General features: G+C 42.8%; 22 protein-coding genes and 1 pseudogene. 5 read left to right on the top strand and 18 right to left on the bottom strand.

The features are described from left to right. The first annotated feature begins 235 nt into the window (after positions 1-235). Together NHH16_RS11025 and NHH16_RS11020 are read left to right on the top strand one after the other, a co-directional pair. Positions 236-1,867 carry a GH3 auxin-responsive promoter family protein gene (locus NHH16_RS11025; RefSeq protein ID WP_262069659.1) on the top strand — a complete coding sequence of 544 codons (1,632 nt, stop codon included), beginning with the start codon at positions 236-238 and terminating at the stop codon, positions 1,865-1,867. Continuing rightward, positions 1,867-4,413: an HD domain-containing phosphohydrolase gene (locus NHH16_RS11020; protein ID WP_262069658.1), complete on the top strand. Its 2,547-nt coding sequence runs from the start codon at positions 1,867-1,869 to the stop codon at positions 4,411-4,413. The genes NHH16_RS11025 and NHH16_RS11020 overlap by 1 nt, the downstream gene beginning before the upstream one ends. Positions 4,414-4,469: 56 nt before the next feature. Here the strand turns inward: NHH16_RS11020 and NHH16_RS11015 are convergent, their stop codons facing one another. The 3 genes from NHH16_RS11015 to NHH16_RS11005 all read right to left on the bottom strand — a co-directional run bounded on the left by NHH16_RS11015 (position 4,470) and on the right by NHH16_RS11005 (position 5,981). Further along, positions 4,470-5,042 (bottom strand): 4Fe-4S binding protein, encoded by a 573-nt coding sequence (locus tag NHH16_RS11015; RefSeq protein WP_262069657.1) that lies wholly within the window; start codon positions 5,040-5,042, stop codon positions 4,470-4,472. Then, positions 5,035-5,241 carry an ATP-binding protein gene (locus NHH16_RS11010; protein WP_262069656.1) on the bottom strand — a complete coding sequence of 69 codons (207 nt, stop codon included), beginning with the start codon at positions 5,239-5,241 and terminating at the stop codon, positions 5,035-5,037. The genes NHH16_RS11015 and NHH16_RS11010 overlap by 8 nt, the downstream gene beginning before the upstream one ends. Before the next feature lie 80 nt (positions 5,242-5,321). Further along, entirely contained in the window at positions 5,322-5,981 is a 660-nt protein-coding gene (locus NHH16_RS11005; protein WP_262069655.1) for a Crp/Fnr family transcriptional regulator, read from the bottom strand. Positions 5,982-6,063: 82 nt separating this feature from the next. On the opposite strand from NHH16_RS11005, the gene NHH16_RS11000 reads away from it, so the two are divergent. Both NHH16_RS11000 and hcp read left to right on the top strand, forming a co-directional pair. After that, complete coding sequence (locus NHH16_RS11000; protein ID WP_262069654.1) at positions 6,064-6,762, top strand: ATP-binding protein; 699 nt, start codon at positions 6,064-6,066, stop codon at positions 6,760-6,762. A gap of 29 nt (positions 6,763-6,791) precedes the next feature. Continuing rightward, positions 6,792-8,321 (top strand): hydroxylamine reductase, encoded by a 1,530-nt coding sequence (hcp, locus tag NHH16_RS10995; RefSeq protein ID WP_262069684.1) that lies wholly within the window; start codon positions 6,792-6,794, stop codon positions 8,319-8,321. Positions 8,322-8,373: 52 nt separating this feature from the next. On the opposite strand, the gene NHH16_RS10990 is transcribed toward hcp, so the two are convergent. From NHH16_RS10990 to NHH16_RS10955, 8 genes are all read right to left on the bottom strand, one after another. Then, complete coding sequence (locus NHH16_RS10990) at positions 8,374-8,757, bottom strand: hypothetical protein (protein WP_262069653.1); 384 nt, start codon at positions 8,755-8,757, stop codon at positions 8,374-8,376. Positions 8,758-8,767: 10 nt separating this feature from the next. After that, complete coding sequence (gene dnaK / locus NHH16_RS10985) at positions 8,768-10,534, bottom strand: molecular chaperone DnaK (protein ID WP_262069652.1); 1,767 nt, start codon at positions 10,532-10,534, stop codon at positions 8,768-8,770. Between the two features lie 26 nt (positions 10,535-10,560). Next, a complete protein-coding gene (locus NHH16_RS10980) occupies positions 10,561-11,301 on the bottom strand; it encodes a DnaJ domain-containing protein (RefSeq protein ID WP_262069651.1) in 741 nt (246 codons plus the stop codon). Continuing rightward, positions 11,291-12,118: a DUF5685 family protein gene (locus NHH16_RS10975; protein ID WP_262069650.1), complete on the bottom strand. Its 828-nt coding sequence runs from the start codon at positions 12,116-12,118 to the stop codon at positions 11,291-11,293. Before NHH16_RS10975 ends, NHH16_RS10980 begins: the two co-directional genes overlap by 11 nt. Positions 12,119-12,247: 129 nt before the next feature. Further along, positions 12,248-13,459, bottom strand: a complete 1,212-nt coding sequence (locus tag NHH16_RS10970) for an MFS transporter (RefSeq protein ID WP_262069649.1) — start codon at positions 13,457-13,459, stop codon at positions 12,248-12,250. A gap of 5 nt (positions 13,460-13,464) precedes the next feature. Next, complete coding sequence (locus NHH16_RS10965; protein WP_262069648.1) at positions 13,465-14,052, bottom strand: DUF1349 domain-containing protein; 588 nt, start codon at positions 14,050-14,052, stop codon at positions 13,465-13,467. Further along, on the bottom strand, positions 14,042-14,656 hold the full coding sequence (locus tag NHH16_RS10960) for a DUF1349 domain-containing protein (RefSeq protein WP_262069647.1): 615 nt from the start codon (positions 14,654-14,656) through the stop codon (positions 14,042-14,044). The genes NHH16_RS10965 and NHH16_RS10960 overlap by 11 nt, the downstream gene beginning before the upstream one ends. 4 nt (positions 14,657-14,660) lie before the next feature. Then, entirely contained in the window at positions 14,661-14,888 is a 228-nt protein-coding gene (locus tag NHH16_RS10955) for a hypothetical protein (RefSeq protein WP_262069646.1), read from the bottom strand. 132 nt (positions 14,889-15,020) lie between these two features. On the opposite strand from NHH16_RS10955, the gene NHH16_RS10950 reads away from it, so the two are divergent. Then, entirely contained in the window at positions 15,021-15,914 is an 894-nt protein-coding gene (locus NHH16_RS10950) for an AraC family transcriptional regulator (RefSeq protein WP_262069645.1), read from the top strand. A 382-nt stretch (positions 15,915-16,296) separates the two neighbouring features. Here the strand turns inward: NHH16_RS10950 and NHH16_RS10945 are convergent, their stop codons facing one another. The 7 genes and pseudogenes from NHH16_RS10945 to NHH16_RS10915 form a co-directional block, all read right to left on the bottom strand. After that, positions 16,297-16,908, bottom strand: coding sequence for a HipA domain-containing protein (locus tag NHH16_RS10945; RefSeq protein WP_262069644.1), 612 nt, complete (start codon positions 16,906-16,908; stop codon positions 16,297-16,299). Between the two features lie 80 nt (positions 16,909-16,988). Next, entirely contained in the window at positions 16,989-17,207 is a 219-nt protein-coding gene (locus NHH16_RS10940; protein ID WP_262069643.1) for a helix-turn-helix transcriptional regulator, read from the bottom strand. 111 nt (positions 17,208-17,318) lie between these two features. After that, positions 17,319-17,567 (bottom strand): DUF1905 domain-containing protein, encoded by a 249-nt coding sequence (locus NHH16_RS15725; protein WP_262069683.1) that lies wholly within the window; start codon positions 17,565-17,567, stop codon positions 17,319-17,321. A 45-nt stretch (positions 17,568-17,612) separates the two neighbouring features. Further along, positions 17,613-18,014, bottom strand: a pseudogene (locus NHH16_RS15720) (iron chaperone); the annotation flags it as partial. Positions 18,015-18,032: 18 nt separating this feature from the next. After that, positions 18,033-18,755 carry a phage Gp37/Gp68 family protein gene (locus NHH16_RS10925; protein ID WP_262069642.1) on the bottom strand — a complete coding sequence of 241 codons (723 nt, stop codon included), beginning with the start codon at positions 18,753-18,755 and terminating at the stop codon, positions 18,033-18,035. Positions 18,756-18,820: 65 nt separating this feature from the next. Further along, positions 18,821-19,564 (bottom strand): class I SAM-dependent methyltransferase, encoded by a 744-nt coding sequence (locus NHH16_RS10920; protein WP_330643518.1) that lies wholly within the window; start codon positions 19,562-19,564, stop codon positions 18,821-18,823. Positions 19,565-19,667: 103 nt separating this feature from the next. Next, complete coding sequence (locus tag NHH16_RS10915) at positions 19,668-21,017, bottom strand: IS200/IS605 family accessory protein TnpB-related protein (protein ID WP_262069640.1); 1,350 nt, start codon at positions 21,015-21,017, stop codon at positions 19,668-19,670. Positions 21,018-21,034 lie beyond the last annotated feature (17 nt).

Genomic DNA, 21,034 nt, shown 5'->3' with positions numbered 1-21,034 from the left:
TCTTTTACCTATTTTTAGGCTTCACATTGAAGTCGATGAATTTTTTATTTTTTGGCCTTTTTTTAAGTTTCTGTAATTTTATTTATATCTGCTTACAGGATGCCTATGTCTTCCCCAAGCAGTTTAAAGACTACCAAGTGTATAAAAAGGAAACCCCGTTCCTAATGCCAACCCCAGCGAGCATTAGAGAATGTTTCAAGACAACTACAAGGAGAGCATAGAAGGGAGATGACAAATGAGGTTTCAAGAAAAACTTAACGAAAGCAGTAAGCAAGAAATTTGGGATGAGTACTGTGGCTTTTTGGATTTAACAATGGATGAGTATATGACCATTCAAAAGCGGCTTCTTTTAGAGCAAATTGGTCTATGGTCAGCTAGCAAGCTCGGTCAAAAATTCTTAAAAGAGAGAAAGATTGACACTATCGAGGATTTCCGAAAGACAATCCCGATTACGACTTACCGAGATTATAGTGATATTCTCTTGCAGAAGAATAAGGATATGCTTCCCGCAGATCCCGTACTTTGGATTCAAACCACCTGGGAAGGTGGCCTAAATCCTATTAAAGTCGCGCCCTATACTAAAAGCATGTTAGCGACTTATAAAAAGAATATGATGGCCTGCTTTCTTCTGGCTACAAGCGAGAAGAAAGGGGATTTTGATGTATCCGCTAAGGATCACATTTTATATGCTCTAGCACCTCTCCCTTACGCGACGGGCTTGCTTCCCGTCCTCTTAAAGGAGGAAATCGACATCCAGTTTCTCCCGCCTGTAGAAGAAGCGCAACATCTTTCTTTTAGCGAGCGCAACAAGAAAGGCTTTAAAATGGGACTAAAGCAGGGGATTGAATTTTTCTTCGGTCTAGGAAGCGTTACCTATTACGTCAGTAAAAGCTTTTCTTCACTGAGTAGTGGTGGTAAAAAGGGGGGCTCTCTAAAGCAAACCCTTACTGGCGTATCGCTAGATAGACTGATTAAATACGTCAAGACCCAAAATGAATGTAAAAGAGACGGGACGACGATGGCACCTAAGGACCTTTTTCGCCTAAAGGGCTTTATGTGTGCCGGTACGGATAACCAGTACTACAAAGACGATTTAGAAGAATTATGGGGCATTCGCCCTATGGAGCTTTTTGCCGGCACGGAACCTACGGTAATCGGCACGGAGACCTGGACTCGCTCAGGGATGTACTTTTTCCCCGACGCCTGCTTTTACGAGTTCATCCCTGAAGAAGAAATGGAAAAAAGTTTGGCAGATGCGACTTATCAACCGCAAACTCTATTGATGGATGAAGTTGCCCCCGGTGAGAAATACGAGATTGTCCTAACGGTACTAAAAGGTGGCGCCTTTGCAAGGTACCGAGTTGGTGATATGTATCGCTGTGTGGGCAAGACTAACAAAGAAGATGAGACACGAATCCCCAGATTTCAGTATGTTGATCGGATTCCCACGATAATTGATATTGCTGGCTTTACCCGAATCACAGAAAAGACCATTGCTACTGCTATGGATTTGTCGGGGCTCAATATTCAAGACTGGGTAGCCAGAAAAGAATACCTTGACGAAAAAAGGCCACTTCTTCATATTTTTGTAGAAATGCATAAGGATTCGATGATTACTACGGCTATGAGTCAACAGATCATCAAAGAACACTTGAGCATCTACTTTCGCTATTTGGATCACGACTATAAGGATTTAAAAATCATTCTAGGCATGGATCCCATGAAAATTACGCTTGTAAAGCATGGAACTTTTAATCAATTTGAAAGCGAGGATGCCCCCTTTAGTCGACGGGTAAATCCTCCTTTATCGGAGATGAATCACTTCCTTCGCGTGGTCTCCGGTATTCGCGAAGATAGGAGGTTTTGATGAGTAACTACGAATGGGTTTCGATACTCTGTGTTTTTTGCTACACTTGTTTATTAATGACTTTTATACCTGCTCATGGGAATAGGATCGTCCGCTCATTCCTTGGCATCTTGCTAGCCATGCTCCTTTGGACCGGCGGCTCCTATTGTATGCGGCTTCAACTATTTCCTTCCGTTGATTTTTGGTTTCACGTCTCCATTTTAGGACTCTTTATCCTGCCCTATGCATTCCTGCTTTTTATCCAGGAGTACGTTAACCAAAGGAAACAAAGCAGCAATATTTTATGGCTTATTGTTCTCGGTGGTCTTTATGCCTTCAATGTGGTGACAGAGAAAATTATCCCGCCACCTAATGTTGAGAGAATCTCCGATTCTCTAGTTCGCTTTGCCTATGATTTTGACTGGAAGGTGGCTATCGCCTTTGTTATCTTCTTGATGTTAATTCTGCAAATGCTCTATATTATTTTTATAACTGCCAAAGAAGACCAGCATTCACGTAAGCAATTAGTCCCTATTGTCCTAGGAATGATGATTTTATTCTTAGGTCATCTCTTTCTTTTGCTGCCCTTTTTCCGAGGTTTCCCCACCGACCTTGTCTCGGGATTCCTTAACGCCCTGTGCATGATATACGCACTGTCCAAGAGAAAGCTTTTTAGGTTACAACTTTTGGCCTCACGAACCTCCTGCTATGCTATTACCGGAGTCATCGTCCTCTTTATCACCTATTTTACCGTTAAAAGTCTTAACTTCTTTGTACAAGGTGATGGCTCAAGCTTTAGTATCAAGATAACGATGACCTTTGCCCTTGCCATTTTAATCGGTTCGGTAGTTATTTACCACTTAGTAAAACGTTTTCTAAACGCGATTTTCGTCCGAGGAGAACAGCGGAAATCCGAGAACTTAAAAACGTTTACCCACAGCGTCTCTAAGACCTTAAACGTACAAGAAATACTGGAGCAACTAGCTAGTGTTATTCAACAATCGATAAAATCAACAAACGTCTTTATCTGTGTAATCGATAATGACGGAAATTACACGATGCAGCATAGTGCTCCCCCTATTGGCTATAGTTCCTTTTCTCTTACAAACACCCATCCCATCCTTTCGTTTCTAGAGAAAAACGATGGTTGTATTAGTTATCGGCAGTTTAAAAGAACACAAAACTATAAGTCCATGTGGGATACGGAAAAGAAGCTGTTTAATGACTGGGGTATTGAATATCTTCTCCCCTTAAAAGCGGAAGACGATTTAGTTGGTATCGTACTCCTCTCCGGCAAAGATAAGAGGGAGTACTCTCAGGAAGATATTGATTTTCTAGTCTCCATCGGCTCCGTAAGCTCCATTGCTGTAAAAAATTCTAAGCTCTATGAAAAAGTTTTTGAAGAGGCAAGACGCGATGAGCTAACGGGTCTCTTTAATCGTAAGTGCTTCTTTGAAACCTTAGACACTTTGGTTGAGGAAAACAAAAACAAGTCACTTGCTCTAGCAATCTTGAGCATTGATGACTTCACCCTCTACAACCAACTATACGGTGCGAAAGAAGGAGATATTGCTCTTAAAAAGATTGCTCAGATTATTGAATCCACACTTGGTACAGAAGGCTTTGCCGCTAGATATAAAGGAAAAGTGTTCTCCCTGATTATGCCTGAATACGATATATATCGGGCCAAAATGACCGTAGAAAAAATCTGCCAGCAGGTAAAAAGCATTAACGTCACTGCCGAAAATCATCGCTTAAAAATGTTAACCTTAAGTGCCGGTATTTGTGGTATTCCTTACACCGCTTCAAGCGCTCAAGAGCTCCTACACAATGCCGAGTTATCCTTATATAATGCCAAACGCGCCGGTAAAAACACCATCAAAATCTATTCGTTAAGCGATGAAAATGCCAAAACCGATACGAAAGAAAAGAGTAACTTATATAACAGTGACGCGTACAGTGAATATGCCCCGACAATTTATGCCTTAACAGCGGCCATCGATACGAAAGACCACTATACCTTCGGTCATTCCAAAAATGTCGCTTACTACGCTACTGCTTTAGCCAAAGGGCTACATCTGGATAATGACCATATCGAGATTATCCGCGAGGCCGGGCTCCTTCATGATATCGGTAAAATCGGAATTCCTGAGAATATTCTTAACAAACCAGGAAAACTAACAGCAGATGAATACGAGATTATGAAAAACCACGTGGAGAATTCCATCGGCATCATTCGTCATCTCCCGTCTTTAGACTACGTAATTCCCGCTGTCATCGGTCACCATGAGAAGTACGATGGTACCGGTTATCCAAGACGCATTGGTGGTGAAGACATCCCTCTCTCTGCTAGGATACTCTGTATCGCCGATAGCTTTGATGCCATGATCTCTAAGCGTTCCTACAAGCAATCCATGCCTCAGGAGAAAGCTATAGAAATTCTCGAAGCAGAGGCTGGAAAACAATTTGATCCTAATCTAGTCCCGCTTTTTATCGACCTGTTAGAATCTGGTAAAGTAAAGGTTATGAAACCAGAGCTTTTATCCATCTCCGGTACAAATTCCTAACAAGTTTAAAACGCCTCGTTCACACATACACGTGAACGGGGCGTTCTTACAAAACATTATGCTTCCGTTTTTACTTTACATATCATCTGGGTCATCGTTCCCATTGGACAATACACACACCAAGACCGCGGCTTAAAGAGAATCATTGTGACCAGACCAAGAACGGTAGAAGTAAGCATCACACTATAAAAGCCGAAAGCAAACTGAGCAACCCCAGGTGGTGCAAAAGCGGTATTCGTCCAGTGCCAAGGCAGTTTAAAGGTCCATAGCAGTGTTACCTTTTCCTGTAAGCCAGTCGTCCCGCTAAAGACAAGGTATGTTGCATAGAGCATCATGCCAAACATCGTTAAAAAGAAAAGTAGAAACCCATAACGAAACCATTTTGAACGTAAAAAGCGAGGTGGTGTCTTCTTTCTCGATAAGCCCAAGTTTCCACCTAAAAGTTCAAACAGCTGCCCTCTACCACAAAATTTATTACAGTAGGCCTTGCCTCTACCCAAAAGAGAAATCATCAGCGGTGTAATAAAACAAATTAGTCCAAGCCATGCAAATAAAATATTGAAAAATCCCAGACTCAAATATAGCACCGAGGCAATCCATAAGTAGTCATACCATCTCTTCTTAACCATACACGACCTCCCTTGCTACCATCTCTATCGTTCCCGCTGGACAGGCCTGCTCGCACTTTCCACATCCTACACATAAGCTCTCATCCACTACTGCACAAATTCCTCTATCAATTGTGATCGCTCTTCGTGGGCAATATTTCGCACAATTTCCACAAGCCACGCAGTCTTGGTGTACGACTGCTATTTTTTTACTTTTCACTTTTTCATTCCTCCTACTTTTTTTATCTAGGTTTTATTCTATGGAACTCACAGACAAAAGTCGGTTGGAAAAACAACCTACTAATTTATCGTGAATTTATTCTTGGTAAACTGAATAATCCCCTCATCTCGCATTTTACATAAGGTATTCGATAAGGCACTGCGTTCCACCGAAAGATAATCGGCAAATTCCTGACGGTTAAAAGCTATGGTAAAGGTGTTGCTTCCGTGTATTAGAGCGCAAGCTGACAAATAAGACAATACCTTCTCTCTCGTCGTTCTCTTAGTGATGTGCTCCATTTTACGCGTCAGCATAATGTTCTTATTGGCAATTATCTTCATTAAGTTCCGAATCAAACGAGTGTGGAAATTGCAAGCAGAAGAACAAGAGGTCAATATTCTTCTAGAGTCTACCAATAAAACCGTGCTATCTTCACCCGCTATAACCGACACCGGAAGTTCGGTTGCCTCCGCTAGGGAAAAGGCCTCGCCAAACAAATCTCCAGCTTGTACATCCGTAAGAATCGTCCGATTCCCCCAATAATCCTCCTGAATCACATGGGCCTTTCCTTGTAGCACAATTCCGATATAATCTGGCCTCTCTCCTACCGAAAAAATAGTCTCGCCTTTTTTTACGTTCATTTCTTTCGCTTGTAAGCAGGCCATCAGTGCCTGCATATCCTTTTCCTCAATTCCGGCAAATAAAGGACATCGCCTTACGATCTCAATTTTTTCATTCATATTTCTTCTCCGTTGTTTTTGCAACCGACTTGTTGTTTTGATTGTATTATGATAATTTCAGAAAGTCAAGGAGGCGAAACTAATGAAACGAAAAATCATAAAGATAGACGAAGAAAAATGCAATGGCTGTGGACTCTGTGCCGAGGCTTGTCACGAAAATGCCATTGGTATGATAGACGGCAAGGCCAAACTATTACGGGATGATTACTGTGATGGCTTAGGTGATTGCCTGCCTGTCTGCCCTACAAATGCTATTTCTTTTGAAGAAAGAGAAGCCGCAGCTTATGATGAGGCGGCGGTAAAAGCCAATATGGAGAAGGCCAAGCAAAATTCACCTTGTGCTTGCCCAGGCAGTAGCGCGAAAACCCTTAGCCGGGTAGAGGCGCCTTGCGCGTCCTCACCAACTAGGGATTTAAACAGTCAGCTAAGACAGTGGCCCGTGCAAATCAAACTGGCACCAATAAATGCACCCTATTTTGACGGGGCCAAGCTTTTAATCGCTGCTGATTGTACTGCGTATGCGTATGGAAACTTCCACGAGCGTTTTATAAAAAATCACATTACTTTAATCGGGTGTCCGAAGTTAGATGAAGGGGACTATTCAGAAAAATTGACCGCTATCTTGAGAGAGAATGACATAAAATCCGTAACCGTTGTCCGTATGGAAGTGCCTTGCTGTGGCGGCATGGCAAATGCGGCCATCAAAGCTTTAAAGGACAGCGATAAGATGATTCCCTGGCAAATTGTCACAATCTCTACAGAAGGCGAAATCTTAGACTAAGAAAAATGGAGGAAGTAAGTATGAGTAACATGTTTTGTTTCCAATGTGAACAAACTGCCGGCGGTAAAGGTTGTACCGGCAAAGCTGGTGTCTGCGGCAAGCAAGATACCACCGCTAACCTACAGGATGAACTGACTGGTTCCCTAATTGGACTCGCGCGTTTTGTAAGTAAGACCGCACCTACCGAGACAACTGACCGATTAATGATGGAAGGACTCTTTACCACCATCACCAATGTAAACTTTAACGATGAAACCTTAAGACAACAAATTGCTGAGTTACACCAGGACGAAAAAGTGGATATGAACACCATCTGGACTGCCGATGAGGATATTCGTTCTCTTAAGTCACTAATCCTCTTTGGTATTCGGGGAATGGCTGCCTATGCTTATCACGCTTACGTGCTTGGGTATACAGATAAGGATGTAAATAGCTTCTTTTATAAAGCAATGAACGCTATCGGCGAGGACTCTTATGGCATGGATGAGCTTCTTCCACTGGTCTTAGAGACCGGTGAAGTGAATCTTAAATGCATGGCTCTTCTCGATCAAGCGAACACTGCGACTTACGGTACGCCAACCCCTGTAACAGTGCCGTTAACCGTGGAGAAGGGTCCCTTTATTGTCATAAGTGGTCACGACCTTCACGATCTTAAGCAGCTCCTAGAGCAAACGGAAGGAAAAGGTATCAATATTTATACCCACGGCGAGATGCTACCCGCCCACGGCTATCCAGAGTTAAAAAAATATCCTCATTTAAAGGGTAACTTTGGAACCGCTTGGCAGAATCAGCAAAAGGAATTCATTGATATTCCTGCTCCGGTTCTCTTTACTACAAACTGCTTGATGCCGGTAAAAGACAGCTATCGCGACCGTGTCTTTACTACCGCTGTCGTCTCTTATCCAGAGATGGTACACATTGATGACAATAAGGACTTTACCCCAGTAATCGAAAAAGCCCTAGCCCTAGGCGGTTATCCAGAGGACACGGAATTCACTGGTATTAACGGCGGCAAAACGGTAACCACTGGCTTTGCTCACGGAACCGTCCTGTCTGTGGCGGATAAGGTTGTGGAAGCGGTAAAGTCTGGCGATATCAAGCACTTCTTCTTAGTAGGTGGCTGCGACGGTGCCAAGCCAGGTCGTAACTACTATACCGACTTTGTAAAGCAGACTCCAGATGATTCTATTATCTTAACCCTAGCTTGTGGTAAATATCGCTTTAACGATCTTGACCTTGGAGAAATTGGTGGCTTACCACGGATTATGGATATGGGACAGTGCAATGACGCCTATTCCGCCATTAAGGTTGCTGTTGCTCTCGCGGAAGCTTTTGATTGCGGGGTTAACGACCTGCCACTAACCCTAGTGCTCTCTTGGTATGAGCAAAAAGCAGTTTGTATCTTACTTACCCTTCTTCACCTAGGTATTCGTAACATTCTGCTTGGTCCAACCTTACCAGCATTTGTCTCACCAAATGTCCTACACTACTTAGTAGATAATTACGCGTTAACGCCAATTTCTACGCCGGAAGAGGATCTAAAGAGAATTCTTTCTTAGATAATAATAGCCCGCAGATTTTCTGCGGGCTGTTAATAATCCTCTCACTATATCAAGTTCTATGCACACTGCTATGCCCACAGGTCGGACAGGTAATCTGAATCTTGCCTTTTCCTTTGGGAACACGGATAAATTTGCCACAGCTTTTACAGAGGAAAATCCGTGAGGTACTGCGCTCCTCAAAGCGTAGCTTCCAGAGCTTTTTATATTTTAAATATTTACGATTCTCTTCTCCTCTATCCCAGTGTTTCTTAGAAAGCAAGCGGAAAAGCTCATAAAACATCACTAAGCTACCCAAAAGAGAAATGGTACTGCTTCTAAAAATCGTTCCTAGAAAATAAAAGACAACTCCGACAATTAGGAGTAATTTTCCTAACTCATCATAGCCGTATCTTCCCTGAAGAAAACGATTCATCGTTTCGCGTATTTTTCCCATAAGCTCCTCCTTACCACTGGCTCAGCATATTCATACTTGATGCTTCCAGTACTGTTTTTGCCTGTCTTAAGTTATCGATTTCGGACTGAGTGACTTTATCTACTCGCAATTTGGTTACATACTTCTGTAGATTTGCCACATCGATTTTGATTTGTTTCTTTTCTGGCTTTGGTAATTGTTTGCCCGCATTCTTTAGCGAAACTTGCACTCTTGCTAACAATCGATTGGCATCGTTAGAAAGCTCTAGCGCTTCTCTTCTTAAAGAGTCTTGACCGGCATATTCTCTGGCATCGCGCATCGCTTGTTCGATTTCTCCATCTGACATTCTATCATCTGCCGTAATAGTAATCGACTGCTCTTTTCCCGTATCAAGGTCTCTAGCTGATACCTTGAGAATGCCGTTGGCATCCATGTCAAAGGTTACCTCTATCTGAGGCACGCCAGCCATTGCTCGGCGAATTCCTTTCAGACGGAAATTGCCGATTTTCTTATTGTCTTTCGCTAGCGGTCGCTCCCCTTGAAGAACCTTGATCTCCACGTTGCTCTGATAGGGAGCTGCTGTTGAGAATACCCGAGAATACTTTGTTGGTAGCGTGGTGTTTCTTTCAATCAACCGAGTAGCAACTCCGCCTACCGTTTCGATAGAAAGGCTCATCGGGGTTACATCAAGCAGTAATAGGCCGCTCCCGCCACCAGCAGTCACGATTGCGTTTCCTTGGAGCGTATTACCAAGAATCGCCGCCCCCATCGCCACACACTCATCAGGATTGATGTTTTTTGAAGGTTCTTTTCCCGTTAATTCCCGAACCTTATCTTGCACCACTGGCATTCTCGTGGAACCGCCTACTAATAGCACCTTTCCCAGCTCCGCTGGGGATATATCCGAATCTGACAAAGCGCTACGTACTGGCCCTACTAATTTATCCACCAAGTCACTGACTAGCTGCTGAAATTTAGCACGGGTAAGAACAATATCCATATGTACTGGTCCACTTTTTGTTTGGGCGATATAGGATAGATTGATATTCGTTCTCTCAGCCGTTGAAAGTTCTTTTTTCGCGTTCTCTGCCGCCTCTTTTACCCGGTGATAGGCCATCGGATCTTTTCGCAAATCCACATTATTTGTGGCTTTAAACTCTTCGATTAACCAATCCGTAATTCTTTGGTCAAAGTCATCACCGCCTAAATGGTTATCACCGGCTGTTGCTAAGACTTCGATCACGCCATCGTCAATCTCAATTACCGAGACATCAAAAGTCCCCCCGCCTAAGTCTAAAACCATGACCTTTTGGGACTCTTCGTGATTTAAGCCATAAGATAAGGCCGCACTTGTAGGCTCGTTAATAATTCTTAAGACATTAAGACCGGCTATTTTCCCCGCATCTTTCGTGGCCTGTCTCTGGACATCGTTAAAATACGCTGGTACAGTAATGACCGCATCCGTTATCGTCTCTCCTGAAAAGCCTTCTGCATCCTTCTTAAGCTGCATCAGGACCATGGCGCTAATCGTCTGGGGCTTGTACTCTTTGCCGTCTATTTTAATCGACCATTCGCTTCCCATATATCTTTTGACCGAGCTAATCGTTCTGTCCGAGTTGACCGCTAACTGCCGCTTGGCCACCTCGCCCACAATGCGCTCGCCGTTTTTTGAAAAGGCCACAATACTCGGCGTTGTCCTCGCCCCGGTGCTACTCGGAACAATTACGCACTCACCATGTTCAATAATTGCCACACAACTGTTGGTTGTCCCCAAATCTATACCGATTACTTTTCCCATAATCACCGAATCCTTTCTGTCTTTTATCAACATCTACAAAACATACACAAGAACTGAAGCGCACATAGACTCGTGCAATACGTCTGCATGCCACTAGCGGCGCTGCCATAGCTCCTACTTGAGCTCTGATAGGCATTTCCCGTCTGTTTGAGAATGTTGTAAGCTTGCATATATTCCCGGTTCCCAGGCTCTAACTGTAAGGCCATCTGGATCTGGGAAAGGGCGTTAATCCGGTTGCCAAGTCCGTGGTTTGTAAGAGCAGATAAGAAATACCAGCGACCATTTCGCTGGGTACTGGCTATCGTATTAAGATACTGCATCGCCAAATCATAGCGACCAGACCAAATAAGATCAACCACCTTCCTAATTGCCTCAGAATCACTAGCTTGTCTACTGGGCTTTGGCATCTCTTGACGACGTCCACCAAAGCCAAATAAATCTTCAAAGTCAAAACCGTAGAAACCGCCTTCTCCTGTCGTGCTCTGTCCAAAAGGATCTTGGCCGTAAGGATTCTGACCATAAGGGTTCCTACCATAGGGATTGCCACCGCCATAACCACTACTTTCCTGCTGCCTTCTTTCGTACTTTTCGGGATTACTTAACATATCATAGGCTTCATTGACTTCATTCATTTTGTCCGCTGCCGTAGGATCATTCGGATGTAAATCCGGATGATATTCCTTGGCTTTTTTTCGATATGCTTTCTTTATCTCTTCCTTGCTGGCACCGCGCTGGATACCTAATACACTATAGGGATCATTTACCATCTTGATTCTTCTCTTCCTTAACCTTAATATTGTACTGCTGCCACACCCCGCTATAGATTATATTTTCCATAATACCGGTGTCTTTTATTATCGGGAGCCTGTCGTATAAAAAGCTAACGCTACCGATTGCCTGCTCCATAATATCGCGAATCTCCTCTGGCTTTTTATCCATTAGAAAAAGGGGATTATAACTCTTTTCTTTTTTGTCTTTTTCATAATCGAGAGCGGCATCCGCAAGATAGATAAAGCGTCCTAGCTCATAACCGATATCTCGTAAAGTATCCGCCCAAAAATCTTCTTTATAGACAAAGACTTCTGAAAGCATTCGCCCTGATAAATTGACGGCCTCATCAGGAGTACCAGTGGGGGATTTCTCAATCTTACTTAGCTCTTCAAGACTCGTCTTGACACATTCGGCCTGCCTTGGATAAATCCTCGCAACTGCTAAAAAGTCTTTATGCAGTAGTTTTTTTAGTACCTTGGCCGCAACCTTCCCTTCATCGGCAATGTCGTCTTCGGCCTTATAATAAGCCAAAAGAATTGTCATATCTGCAGCATAATCTATAAATTCATTAGCAATCACCACTTGCTTCTTAGTGGGATGGGCGAGACATCTGATCTCCTTTTCTCGCTCATCTTCCTCATAAAGCCCTTCTAGCAATAGGGCCAGAAAGGTCATATCGTAATTAAGGGTTAGACGTTCTATCTGACCGTACCTGCTCTTAAGACTCTGACATAACCCGCAGTACACACTGCGATATCTAGCTAGCTCTTCTGTTGTTAATTCATTTTTGTTACCTACTACAATGCCAAACATGAAACCTACTCTTTCCATTATCTAACTGGGTTAGATATCTGTTTGTATATAAAGAAGGGCAAAACCGCTACCTTTTGCCCTTCGTCTTACCTTCATTATTTAGTTATTATACGGATTGTGCGCAATTTCTCAAGAGTTTTCACAAACTCTACATACTCTTTTTCGCTCTTCCCGGCGTTTACAAAGTAAAACACCAATAAGAAGAAGGGCCGGAAAGATAATGGCTACCAAGATTCCCACCTTAAGATTATCATGATATCTACTGGATATGAGACCCACTAAAGTCGGGCCGCCGGCACAGCCGATATCACCGCCAAGGGCCAGTAAAGCGAACATTGCTGTCCCGCCGTTTCGCATAGCGGATGCGGCTTTACTAAAGGTTCCTGGCCACATAATTCCTACCGATAATCCGCAAACTGCACAGGCGATCAAGCTAAGCTGAGGTATCGGTAGTAGCGAAATCCCCAGATAAGAGGCAATACACAGGAGACTGCTGTAAATCATAAAGCGGTCTAAATTAATCCGGTCGCCGTACTTCCCGTAAAAAAGCCTAGATAGTCCCATCATAATCGCAAACATCATTGGCCCTGCCAAATCGCCTAGGGACTTGGTAATGCCAAGGCCTCTTTCGACAAAAACGGAAGCCCACTGGCTCACTGCTTGTTCACTGGCACCGGCACAGATCATCATGATAAGCAGTACCCAGAAAAGCTTCATTCTGAATAGATCCTTGATCCGCAAGCCTGACTCACCCTCTGGAAGCAAAGGTGCGATGGGAACTTTCATAAAAGCTACTGCGTTGCCAAGGGGAATAAGCGCCCAGATAATGGCTAGTACTTTCCAGTTGCCAATTCCCACTAATTGGAAGAACAAAGTAGACAGTGCTACCACACCGACGTGCCCCCAGCAGTAAAAAGAGTGGAGCATACTCATGGCCTTTTCCTTATTATCTGAAGGACACGCTTCTACCACCGGACTTACTAACACCTCTAGGAGACCGCCTCCAATGGCATAGATAATAACAGCGGTTAGAACGCCTACATAAGAATTGCTCATTATCTCCGGTAGAAAGGTTAAGGAGATCAGTCCGCCCGCAGCAAAAAGGTGAGCCAGCACCATGGAAATTCGGTAACCGAGGCGGTCAATAAATTTGATAGATAGTATATCCACTAGAAGTTGCACGCCAAAATTAATCGTCACTAACATCGTTAGCTGGGAAAAAGAAATCTGATACGTTCTACCAAACGTCAGAAAAAGTAGGGGCGCAAAGTTATTAACGATCGCTTGGACGATGTAGCCGATAAAGCAAGCGACGATAGTTTTGTTGTATTTGTTATTCATCTTCTTTATCTTCCCATTCTAATATTCTTGACGGTCTTTCGCTCAATGCTTAAATTCTCATATACTCTGATACCGCCATCACCCGTTGGCGCCTGAGCCAATAAGCCTACTTTTACCACCGAATCGACTGGTAGATGGAAATACCTAGTCATATAGTAATTTTCACCATCTAAAGAATAGTGAAAGGCAAAATCATTGTTTACCCGGCACACTTGTAGCCACGCTGAATTGCCCTCGATGTTACAGCCATTGGCATCATCCGAATTCCCATTTGTAACTACGCTTACAGCCGCGTGCGTCCCGAAATCAGTAAGTTCAAAGCACACCTTTGCCCAACAAGTCAAATCCTTCATTACCATGACCGAAGCCGAGTCATAAATATCCTTAAAGTCATGAGACACCTTAACCTTAAGCACAAAGTCACTCTCAATCTCTGTGTAATAATATGGGGCATTACTTAAGGTTTCCGGCAAAAAACCTTCCTCACATTCATCGATATTACCACAAAAGAAGTCTGTTTGCCCTGGTGCCATTATTTCTATACGCTCTTCTTTTATCGCTATTTCGCTTTCGTTTAACCACTTAAATTCCATCTTCTTCCTCCCGCCACTCGGCATCTGTCTTCCACTCACACTCTCCTATTTCCAACTCGGTAAAGGTTGCTTTGTAAGAACCCACCGTCGGACTACACGCATAAATTCCAAATTTAATCGCATCCCCACCTTCAAACATGTGAAAAATTCGCATCTGTCTAAAATCTACGCCGTCCGGACTAGATTCAATACAATAATCACTTTCTCTTCTGGAAAACCGATACCACATCTCTTTTACATCGCTAGAAATATCTGTCGTCGCCCAATCAGAATACCCATGATTGGTCACCACGCTACCAAGACGCTGGAATTCGTCATCTTCATATTCGATAGAAGCTTTAAACCAGTTATCGCTATCTAGGTACATAACTACCCCGCACTGGTCAAAGCGGCAGGTACTTTCAAACTCGGTCTTCACAATAAAAGAAAAATACTTTTCCTTCGTACTAATTTGCAAAACCGGCGCGTTATCATTTTGAAATCCGTAATACGTACGAGCCCATAAATCGGTCCCTTTTTCTGTCGTAATCACAACCTTATCTTCGTCGATTTGATATTGCTTTGGCGCCCGTGTCCATTCTGGGTTACTTTTTAAAAATTCCATTCTTTTATCCTCGCTCTCTTTTATATTCATGAGTCACTATATTAAAACCCATATTATTACCAATAAGGTAGCTTTCATATCTGCCGTCTTTATTTTTCGGCTCATATAACACATCTAGACCTGTTTCCATCATGTCTAAGGTTAGTTCATCTACATCCGTTTTGCATCTAACCGCAAATACAGCTACCGTATAGCCATCTTCCATTTTAACAAAAGACAGTTTACCTTCCATAAGAATTCCCTCCCAACCTTCGTCTAAGACTACCTTTTATAGCACAATATCATATTTCTACTGCTATTTCATTGGACTATATCAGAGTTTTATTGTACTATATAACAAACAAGAAAGAATCGAGGTATAGAAATGCAATTTTACCGAATCGATACCGATGACACGCTAAGAGAAACTGTACAGCATGGAAGTGATGACTTTCATTTCGCTTATTATGTAGATGATATCTGGAAATATGATTTTCATTATATTGACTGGCACTGGCACTACGAATTTGAAATCGTAACTGCTACTAGTGGTTCGGTTATCTGCCTTATTGGCACAGAGGAAGTCATTCTCGAAGAAGGGAATAGTCTGCTTATTAATAGTGGCGTTATGCACCGTTTTGAAACGAGAGACGGGGCCATTATGCCCAATATTGTTTTCTATCCTAGCCTTCTCGCCCCTGAAGAAACTCGCATATACGAAAAGTACATCCGTCCGTTTATCGAGTCTTCCCTCACTTATCAAGTATTTACTCCTGAAGTTCCATGGCAAGAACAAATTCTCCAGATTCTCTACCCTCTCTATAGGTATCTGGACGGCTCGGAAATATCTGAGTTCTACATTCTCAAGCAGCTTTTACAGTTGTGGGATGTTTTATTGAAACACGCAAAAATACCGACTCCTATTGCCAGTGAGAAAGACAGCGCATCAAGACAGTACAAGATTCAAACCATGATTCAATTTATCCACGATCACTACCAGGAGGAATTGTCGCTGGCTGATATTGCCAGCGCTGCTACTATCAGCAAAAGTAGCGCTTTGCAGTTATTCAAAAAGGGCATACACGTTTCCCCAGTAGAATATCTAATTCAATACCGCTTAAGTATGGCTGCTATCTTACTGCGAACAACAAAACAGCCGGTTTCTGTAATTGCTCAGAACACCGGCTTTCAAGACTCTAGCTATTTTTGTCGTAAATTCAAAAAGTTTTATCAGATGCGACCTGGGGAATATCGGCAAAGTAAAGATTCTTCAACTTAAAGTTTCTATAAAGTTAAGCAGAGTACCACGTCCATAAAACGTGCATGGGCGTGGGTGAATGCTCACATTTTCCTCACATTTCCATCGTTAAGACATTTGTTTTTAACCGAACATTTGTTTGCGTAATCTTGGTAAATATGATACAATATAAATAAGAACGGAACATTGAAAACCGAATATTGTATGAGGTTTTGTAAGTCAAACATCTTACAAGTAAAACAATATGTGTCGTCAAGTAAAGACGATAAAACATACCGTTCCTTAAAAAGTATTCCGGTCAAACGGATAGTGGTGGCATGAGACCGCCGTCTCGGCACGAACAGCCTGTACGATACAGGTTCGAAAGACGAAAGTGTTACGGCTAGTAAAGTAAGTCGAAGACTTACATCCTTGTTTGCACTTCGGTGCACAAGATACCACTTCCAAGCATAGGCATTGGGAGTTGGTTATTCATGCGTTTATTTATTATATCCTTCATTGCTTTGACCAAGTCCTGTGGTAAATAAGACTCCTCGCATTGTTTCACATACGTCTCCCTTAGCGAGGTTAATCGACTCAAGATTTTTTCCGCTGCATGTTCTGTTAGATTACAGCTCTTTGCAAATAAAAGAAAATCTTTTTTTCGAATATTACGTTTTTTGCCATTTAAAGTTAACGCTAACTCTTCCTCATCTTCAGGCATAATAACATTTACTGGTAAAATATCATACGCTCTTGAAAGCGTGTATTCCCTCGTCGCGGGGTTTGTTTCAATCAGCGAAAAATTCTTTAAATGCATATCTGAGTTTCCAATTATAAAAGAATGAACAACTCGAATAAATAGCTCGGATAAATCCAAGCCTGGAAACGCGGAATATTTCTTAATTATTCGACCACAGCCTTCATAGGAACCACGGTATTTATCCTGAGTCAAACGGCCTGACAGCTGACAAAAATCTTCCATTGCATATATGCGGGTCTCTCTTTTTGTGATTTTTCGATCAATCCTCATCATAAGTATACAGATAGCCCTCTTCCGTCTCTTGGATTATGCCTGCATACTTATTCTGCACATAAACCAAGCCCTTACGGTACTCATTCCTCATTTACTCCCTCCCTTGTAAGTTTGCCAGGAACGGCCTCCATCCCAAACATCGCCAATGCTTGATTCACCTTATCCAATCGAACGGTCTCCTTGCCCTGCTCTAGCTCCCGCACAAAACGTAGTCCTAATCCTGCCCGTAAGGCAAATTCCTCTTGAGTTAAACCAACACTTTTTCTTTTTTCTTTAACGTATTTCCCTATTGTATTCATGCTTAATATTTTATACCCTTTCGGGTACTTTGTCAATTATTTTCGGCATAATTATACCCGATAAGGTGCATATTTCAAATCAAGTCATTTTCTACACCTTATCGGGTATAATTACTCTCTTTCCTTAATAGTCACCTTGACCATATCGCCTACTTGTTTACCGATTTTCCCTCTTATATCCTTACGAATCCCTATGATATAACAGATGGAACCATCAGGGTTTTTAATCCCCATATTTACCACACTGCCATCATAAGGTTCGCCGTCAAAGGTGGCATGAACTTTTACTCGGCCTTTTCCAAATTCCTGGCGCACATCGAAGGGGAAAGCCACATATGCCCCGCCCTTATCTGCAGCCATAATTTCGCCTTCATATTCATAGATTTTATCATTTAATTTATGAGCTTCTTCCACAGTCTTAACCCTCCATTTGGTAATATCCTCGATCAATTTATAATCAATAGGCTTATCAAGCGGAAGCTGAATCGCCCCTTTCGAATGCTTATATTCTTTTAATCGATCAGCAAATGTAAGCAAGGATAAATCCCCTGGATAGATACCGATGTGCTTTTTAAAAGCGGCAAAATGTATAAGGTTCTCCTGTTGCCAAAATGTTGGCATACTCCAGGAAATCTTTTCTGTTGCTTCTGGTGCTGCCTTGCGGATAGTTTCTCTGACCTTATGCAAAATCGGTTGTACTTCCTCTGATTGTTCCGATATATATTGATCAATCGTTTCTACTTTGCCACAATAATGATCTTGGTTTTGGTTCTTGAATTCTCGCCCACACTTTTCACACTTCCACATAAGAGCACCTCCACTTTACTAGAATAACCTTTTGCCATCTGAAATATTAATATCTAACTCTTTTGCGAGACTCCCCTGCTTAAAAGGGTTAATCTTTTCTACTTCGTTGCCTCGTTTAAAATACGTACCTGTACTTTTAAACCAAAAGGTCTTACCAGCCCTCTCACACTGTTCTTTAATATCTAGCACCCATTCATAGTCGCAGATTCGGGTGTCTCTCCCATTTTCACCGCTTACCGTTACGTGATCTACGCCATGCAAATAGTTCGTTAAATCAATTCTCTCAAGGAGTGGAGACACTGCAATAAAACGTCGTTTGATAGGATATGACAAAAATAAAGGAAGGCGCACATCCGCTAGTTCTTGATTTTCTACGGTGCAGCCAATATTCACATTATCATACCCCTCACCCCAGTCCTCAGGGAGCCCCATCATAAAGCGGTCGATACGTTTGGTGAGAATCAAGAAATCAATGTCTTGGCGTTCCTTTACCATCGCCCAGACCTCGCTTCGCCACTCATCGGCTTCCGGTAAGAAAAAATCCGTGGCAAAGCAAGTTGCCAGAATCTTATCTCCTTTAATGTTATACTCGCCTTTCTTATTTCGTCTAATAGGCCAATCGAATTTGTCGGTTTTGGTAATGGTGTTTTGTCCAAAGCGCTTAGCATTTGGACCATAAAAATAACAGTTATCGCACCCTGCACTTGCAGGATAACATCCCGTCCACGGTTCCCAGTTCATACTCTCTCCTTTTGATACTTTAAAATTTATGAAAATGCATATAATAATCTTCCCTAGCCAAAGAGCTACATCTTTTTACCGATATAAAACACATACCCGTAATCTGCTTTATTCTTCCTGTATAAGTCAACCTCATACCTCATGCTCTTTACATACTCCTCAACTACTTGATTACCAGAATACTTTTCAAGGAGCATTTTTTCTGCATTCACTCGCGGAGTAAAATACCCCTCTAGCCAACAATTTTCAGGCAATGTAAACGCAGAAACAAAGCTATATCCGACCTTTTGCATGGAAGCAATATTATCTTCAATCGCATAAAGTCCGCTTCCTGCATCGGTCCAAAACTTAGCGATTTCTGCCGGGCGATTTCGGGTGAGCCAAGACGGACTTGTCACCGCAACATAGCCGCCCTTTTTAAGGAAAGCGTTCCAAAAATTAAGGGTTTTCTCAAATCCCAAGCTATCAATCATACCCTCAGACCAGATAAGGTCGAAGCTATCCTTTGTAAATGGCAAACTAAGTGCATCCCCAACCATGCCCTTAACTCTATCTGTCAATTCTGCCATTTTTATATTGCTGTTGAAGATATCTACAAAATCTTGCACCATATCTACGCCGATAAAATCACCAGGTGTGTTCTTAGCAAGGGTGATTGTCTGTGTTCCTGTACCACAGCCAATATCAGCAACTTTAGAGCTTTCATCCAGGTTATCGATAAAACTTAACGCTTTTAGCGTCATCTCGTCACTTCCAGGACCTTGTCTTTGCAAACCGAGATGACTTTCAATTAGTAAGTGAAGCCTCACATCACTAAAGTGACGTGCTTCCTACAGCGACCTTACGGTCGCTGCTCCCTTTAGGGGAGCGGACTGCCTTTCCACATTACTGTCTACACTCAGCTACTGTGTGCTATGCACACATAGCCGTATGTAAACTGATGAGCGTGGATAAGGTGCAGGTGCTTCTCTTGGTACACTCAGGAACTTTTGCCTGAATGTCCAACCTTGACGTCTCCGGCAAGGATTTTAAGATTTCACGAATATAGTATCTGGCACCGATGTTATAGGAGGCATTGAGGTCGCAGTTATAGGTCTTACCGGTAGGAAAGACACAGATGGAATAGTTGTATTTCACTTCTCCATTCTGTTCGTACACCCCTCTCTCTACCCTACCGCTTCCGTCGAAAGCCAGACGTGAGGTATTCCAGGCATTCACTCGTGATATACGCATGCCATATACGTGCGCCTTATGCGTAACAATAGTCTGCACATCTCTAGCCTTCCACAAATGCAACCTTTGCTTCTTACTGCCTCGCTTCTTGCCGTTCAGTTCCAAATGTTCAAAGACGATTACCTCTGACTCATATTGCCGAGCCACAGAAAGGATGAAGGCCGCTGTCCTCTCAGCGATGTGCCGGTTGATGCCCTTGGCGCTTGCCCATAGTCTCGGTGTCCGTTTATTGCCGTGCTGCTGCGCCTTCTTAATTCGTCCTATGCAGTGATTCAGACGGTCTTTTTCTCTGGAGAGAGTCAGGATCTCTCTCCCCATGACAGTGCCGTCACTTGTCATCACGCTGCAGACGCAGGCATTGTTAATCCCTAAGTCAACCGCCACAATCCGCTGGGCGTATGGTTCCACTTTTTTAAGTTCTATTTCCCGTTCAAAGGGAAAGTCCAGAAACCACTCCTTCCCCCGCTTCTGCAAAGTGGGGGCGCATTCCTTACTGTCTGCACAGTGATGCTTGATATAATCTACATCTCCCTTGTTAAGAGAAACCATAATCCAATTCCAGGTTCCATTTATAAAGACCTTGATTGCCGCCTTGCTCTCACCTGACTGCTTATACATATTCTCGCGGTAGAGGACAGGATAAATAAACCCGGCTCGGGGACAAGCTGGTGGCTTCCCTCGAAGGTTCACATCAGACTGCTCCCAGTTGTCCAGATTGCTGCGATAGGAGGAAACCTTACCCAAGGCTTCATTGATAGCAGCTCTTCGTAGATAAGAGGGGAATTTGTAGAAAACCTTCTCAGCTTCTTCAAAACAATACTTGGGACTGGGTCGCTTAGCCGTTCTGTGGGCAAACTCTTCCATGAGCCGCAAGCGATACATAGATGATGAAACTTCTTGAAAATATGACCACTCCTTATCGGCGACGGCAATAAAATAATCCACTGCCTGGCGATAGGCAGTGACCGTATCCTTAAATACCCGTCTATAGTCCTTAATTTTTACCGAATAGGTTGATACATGCTTCATAAGTACCCCCTAACAAC

It is taken from the genome of Ohessyouella blattaphilus (genome assembly GCF_024721265.1).
GTDB lineage: Bacteria > Bacillota > Clostridia > Lachnospirales > Lachnospiraceae > Aequitasia > Aequitasia blattaphilus_A.
This window is presented reverse-complemented; position numbering and strand designations above follow the sequence as displayed.

Coding starts and splice junctions, on each gene's coding strand:
- NHH16_RS10940 (WP_262069643.1), bottom strand. CDS start 17,207: ATGAATACAATAGGGAAATACGTTAAAGAAAAAAGAAAAAGTGTTGGT.
- NHH16_RS11000 (WP_262069654.1), top strand. CDS start 6,064: ATGAAACGAAAAATCATAAAGATAGACGAAGAAAAATGCAATGGCTGT.
- NHH16_RS11020 (WP_262069658.1), top strand. CDS start 1,867: ATGAGTAACTACGAATGGGTTTCGATACTCTGTGTTTTTTGCTACACT.
- NHH16_RS15725 (WP_262069683.1), bottom strand. CDS start 17,567: ATGGCTGCAGATAAGGGCGGGGCATATGTGGCTTTCCCCTTCGATGTG.
- NHH16_RS10970 (WP_262069649.1), bottom strand. CDS start 13,459: ATGAATAACAAATACAACAAAACTATCGTCGCTTGCTTTATCGGCTAC.
- NHH16_RS10925 (WP_262069642.1), bottom strand. CDS start 18,755: ATGAACTGGGAACCGTGGACGGGATGTTATCCTGCAAGTGCAGGGTGC.
- NHH16_RS11015 (WP_262069657.1), bottom strand. CDS start 5,042: ATGGTTAAGAAGAGATGGTATGACTACTTATGGATTGCCTCGGTGCTA.
- NHH16_RS10990 (WP_262069653.1), bottom strand. CDS start 8,757: ATGGGAAAAATACGCGAAACGATGAATCGTTTTCTTCAGGGAAGATAC.
- NHH16_RS10965 (WP_262069648.1), bottom strand. CDS start 14,052: ATGGAATTTAAGTGGTTAAACGAAAGCGAAATAGCGATAAAAGAAGAG.
- NHH16_RS10980 (WP_262069651.1), bottom strand. CDS start 11,301: ATGGTAAATGATCCCTATAGTGTATTAGGTATCCAGCGCGGTGCCAGC.
- NHH16_RS10950 (WP_262069645.1), top strand. CDS start 15,021: ATGCAATTTTACCGAATCGATACCGATGACACGCTAAGAGAAACTGTA.
- NHH16_RS10955 (WP_262069646.1), bottom strand. CDS start 14,888: ATGGAAGGTAAACTGTCTTTTGTTAAAATGGAAGATGGCTATACGGTA.
- NHH16_RS10945 (WP_262069644.1), bottom strand. CDS start 16,908: ATGATGAGGATTGATCGAAAAATCACAAAAAGAGAGACCCGCATATAT.
- NHH16_RS10960 (WP_262069647.1), bottom strand. CDS start 14,656: ATGGAATTTTTAAAAAGTAACCCAGAATGGACACGGGCGCCAAAGCAA.
- NHH16_RS11005 (WP_262069655.1), bottom strand. CDS start 5,981: ATGAATGAAAAAATTGAGATCGTAAGGCGATGTCCTTTATTTGCCGGA.
- hcp (WP_262069684.1), top strand. CDS start 6,792: ATGTTTTGTTTCCAATGTGAACAAACTGCCGGCGGTAAAGGTTGTACC.
- NHH16_RS10975 (WP_262069650.1), bottom strand. CDS start 12,118: ATGTTTGGCATTGTAGTAGGTAACAAAAATGAATTAACAACAGAAGAG.
- NHH16_RS11025 (WP_262069659.1), top strand. CDS start 236: ATGAGGTTTCAAGAAAAACTTAACGAAAGCAGTAAGCAAGAAATTTGG.
- NHH16_RS10915 (WP_262069640.1), bottom strand. CDS start 21,017: ATGAAGCATGTATCAACCTATTCGGTAAAAATTAAGGACTATAGACGG.
- dnaK (WP_262069652.1), bottom strand. CDS start 10,534: ATGGGAAAAGTAATCGGTATAGATTTGGGGACAACCAACAGTTGTGTG.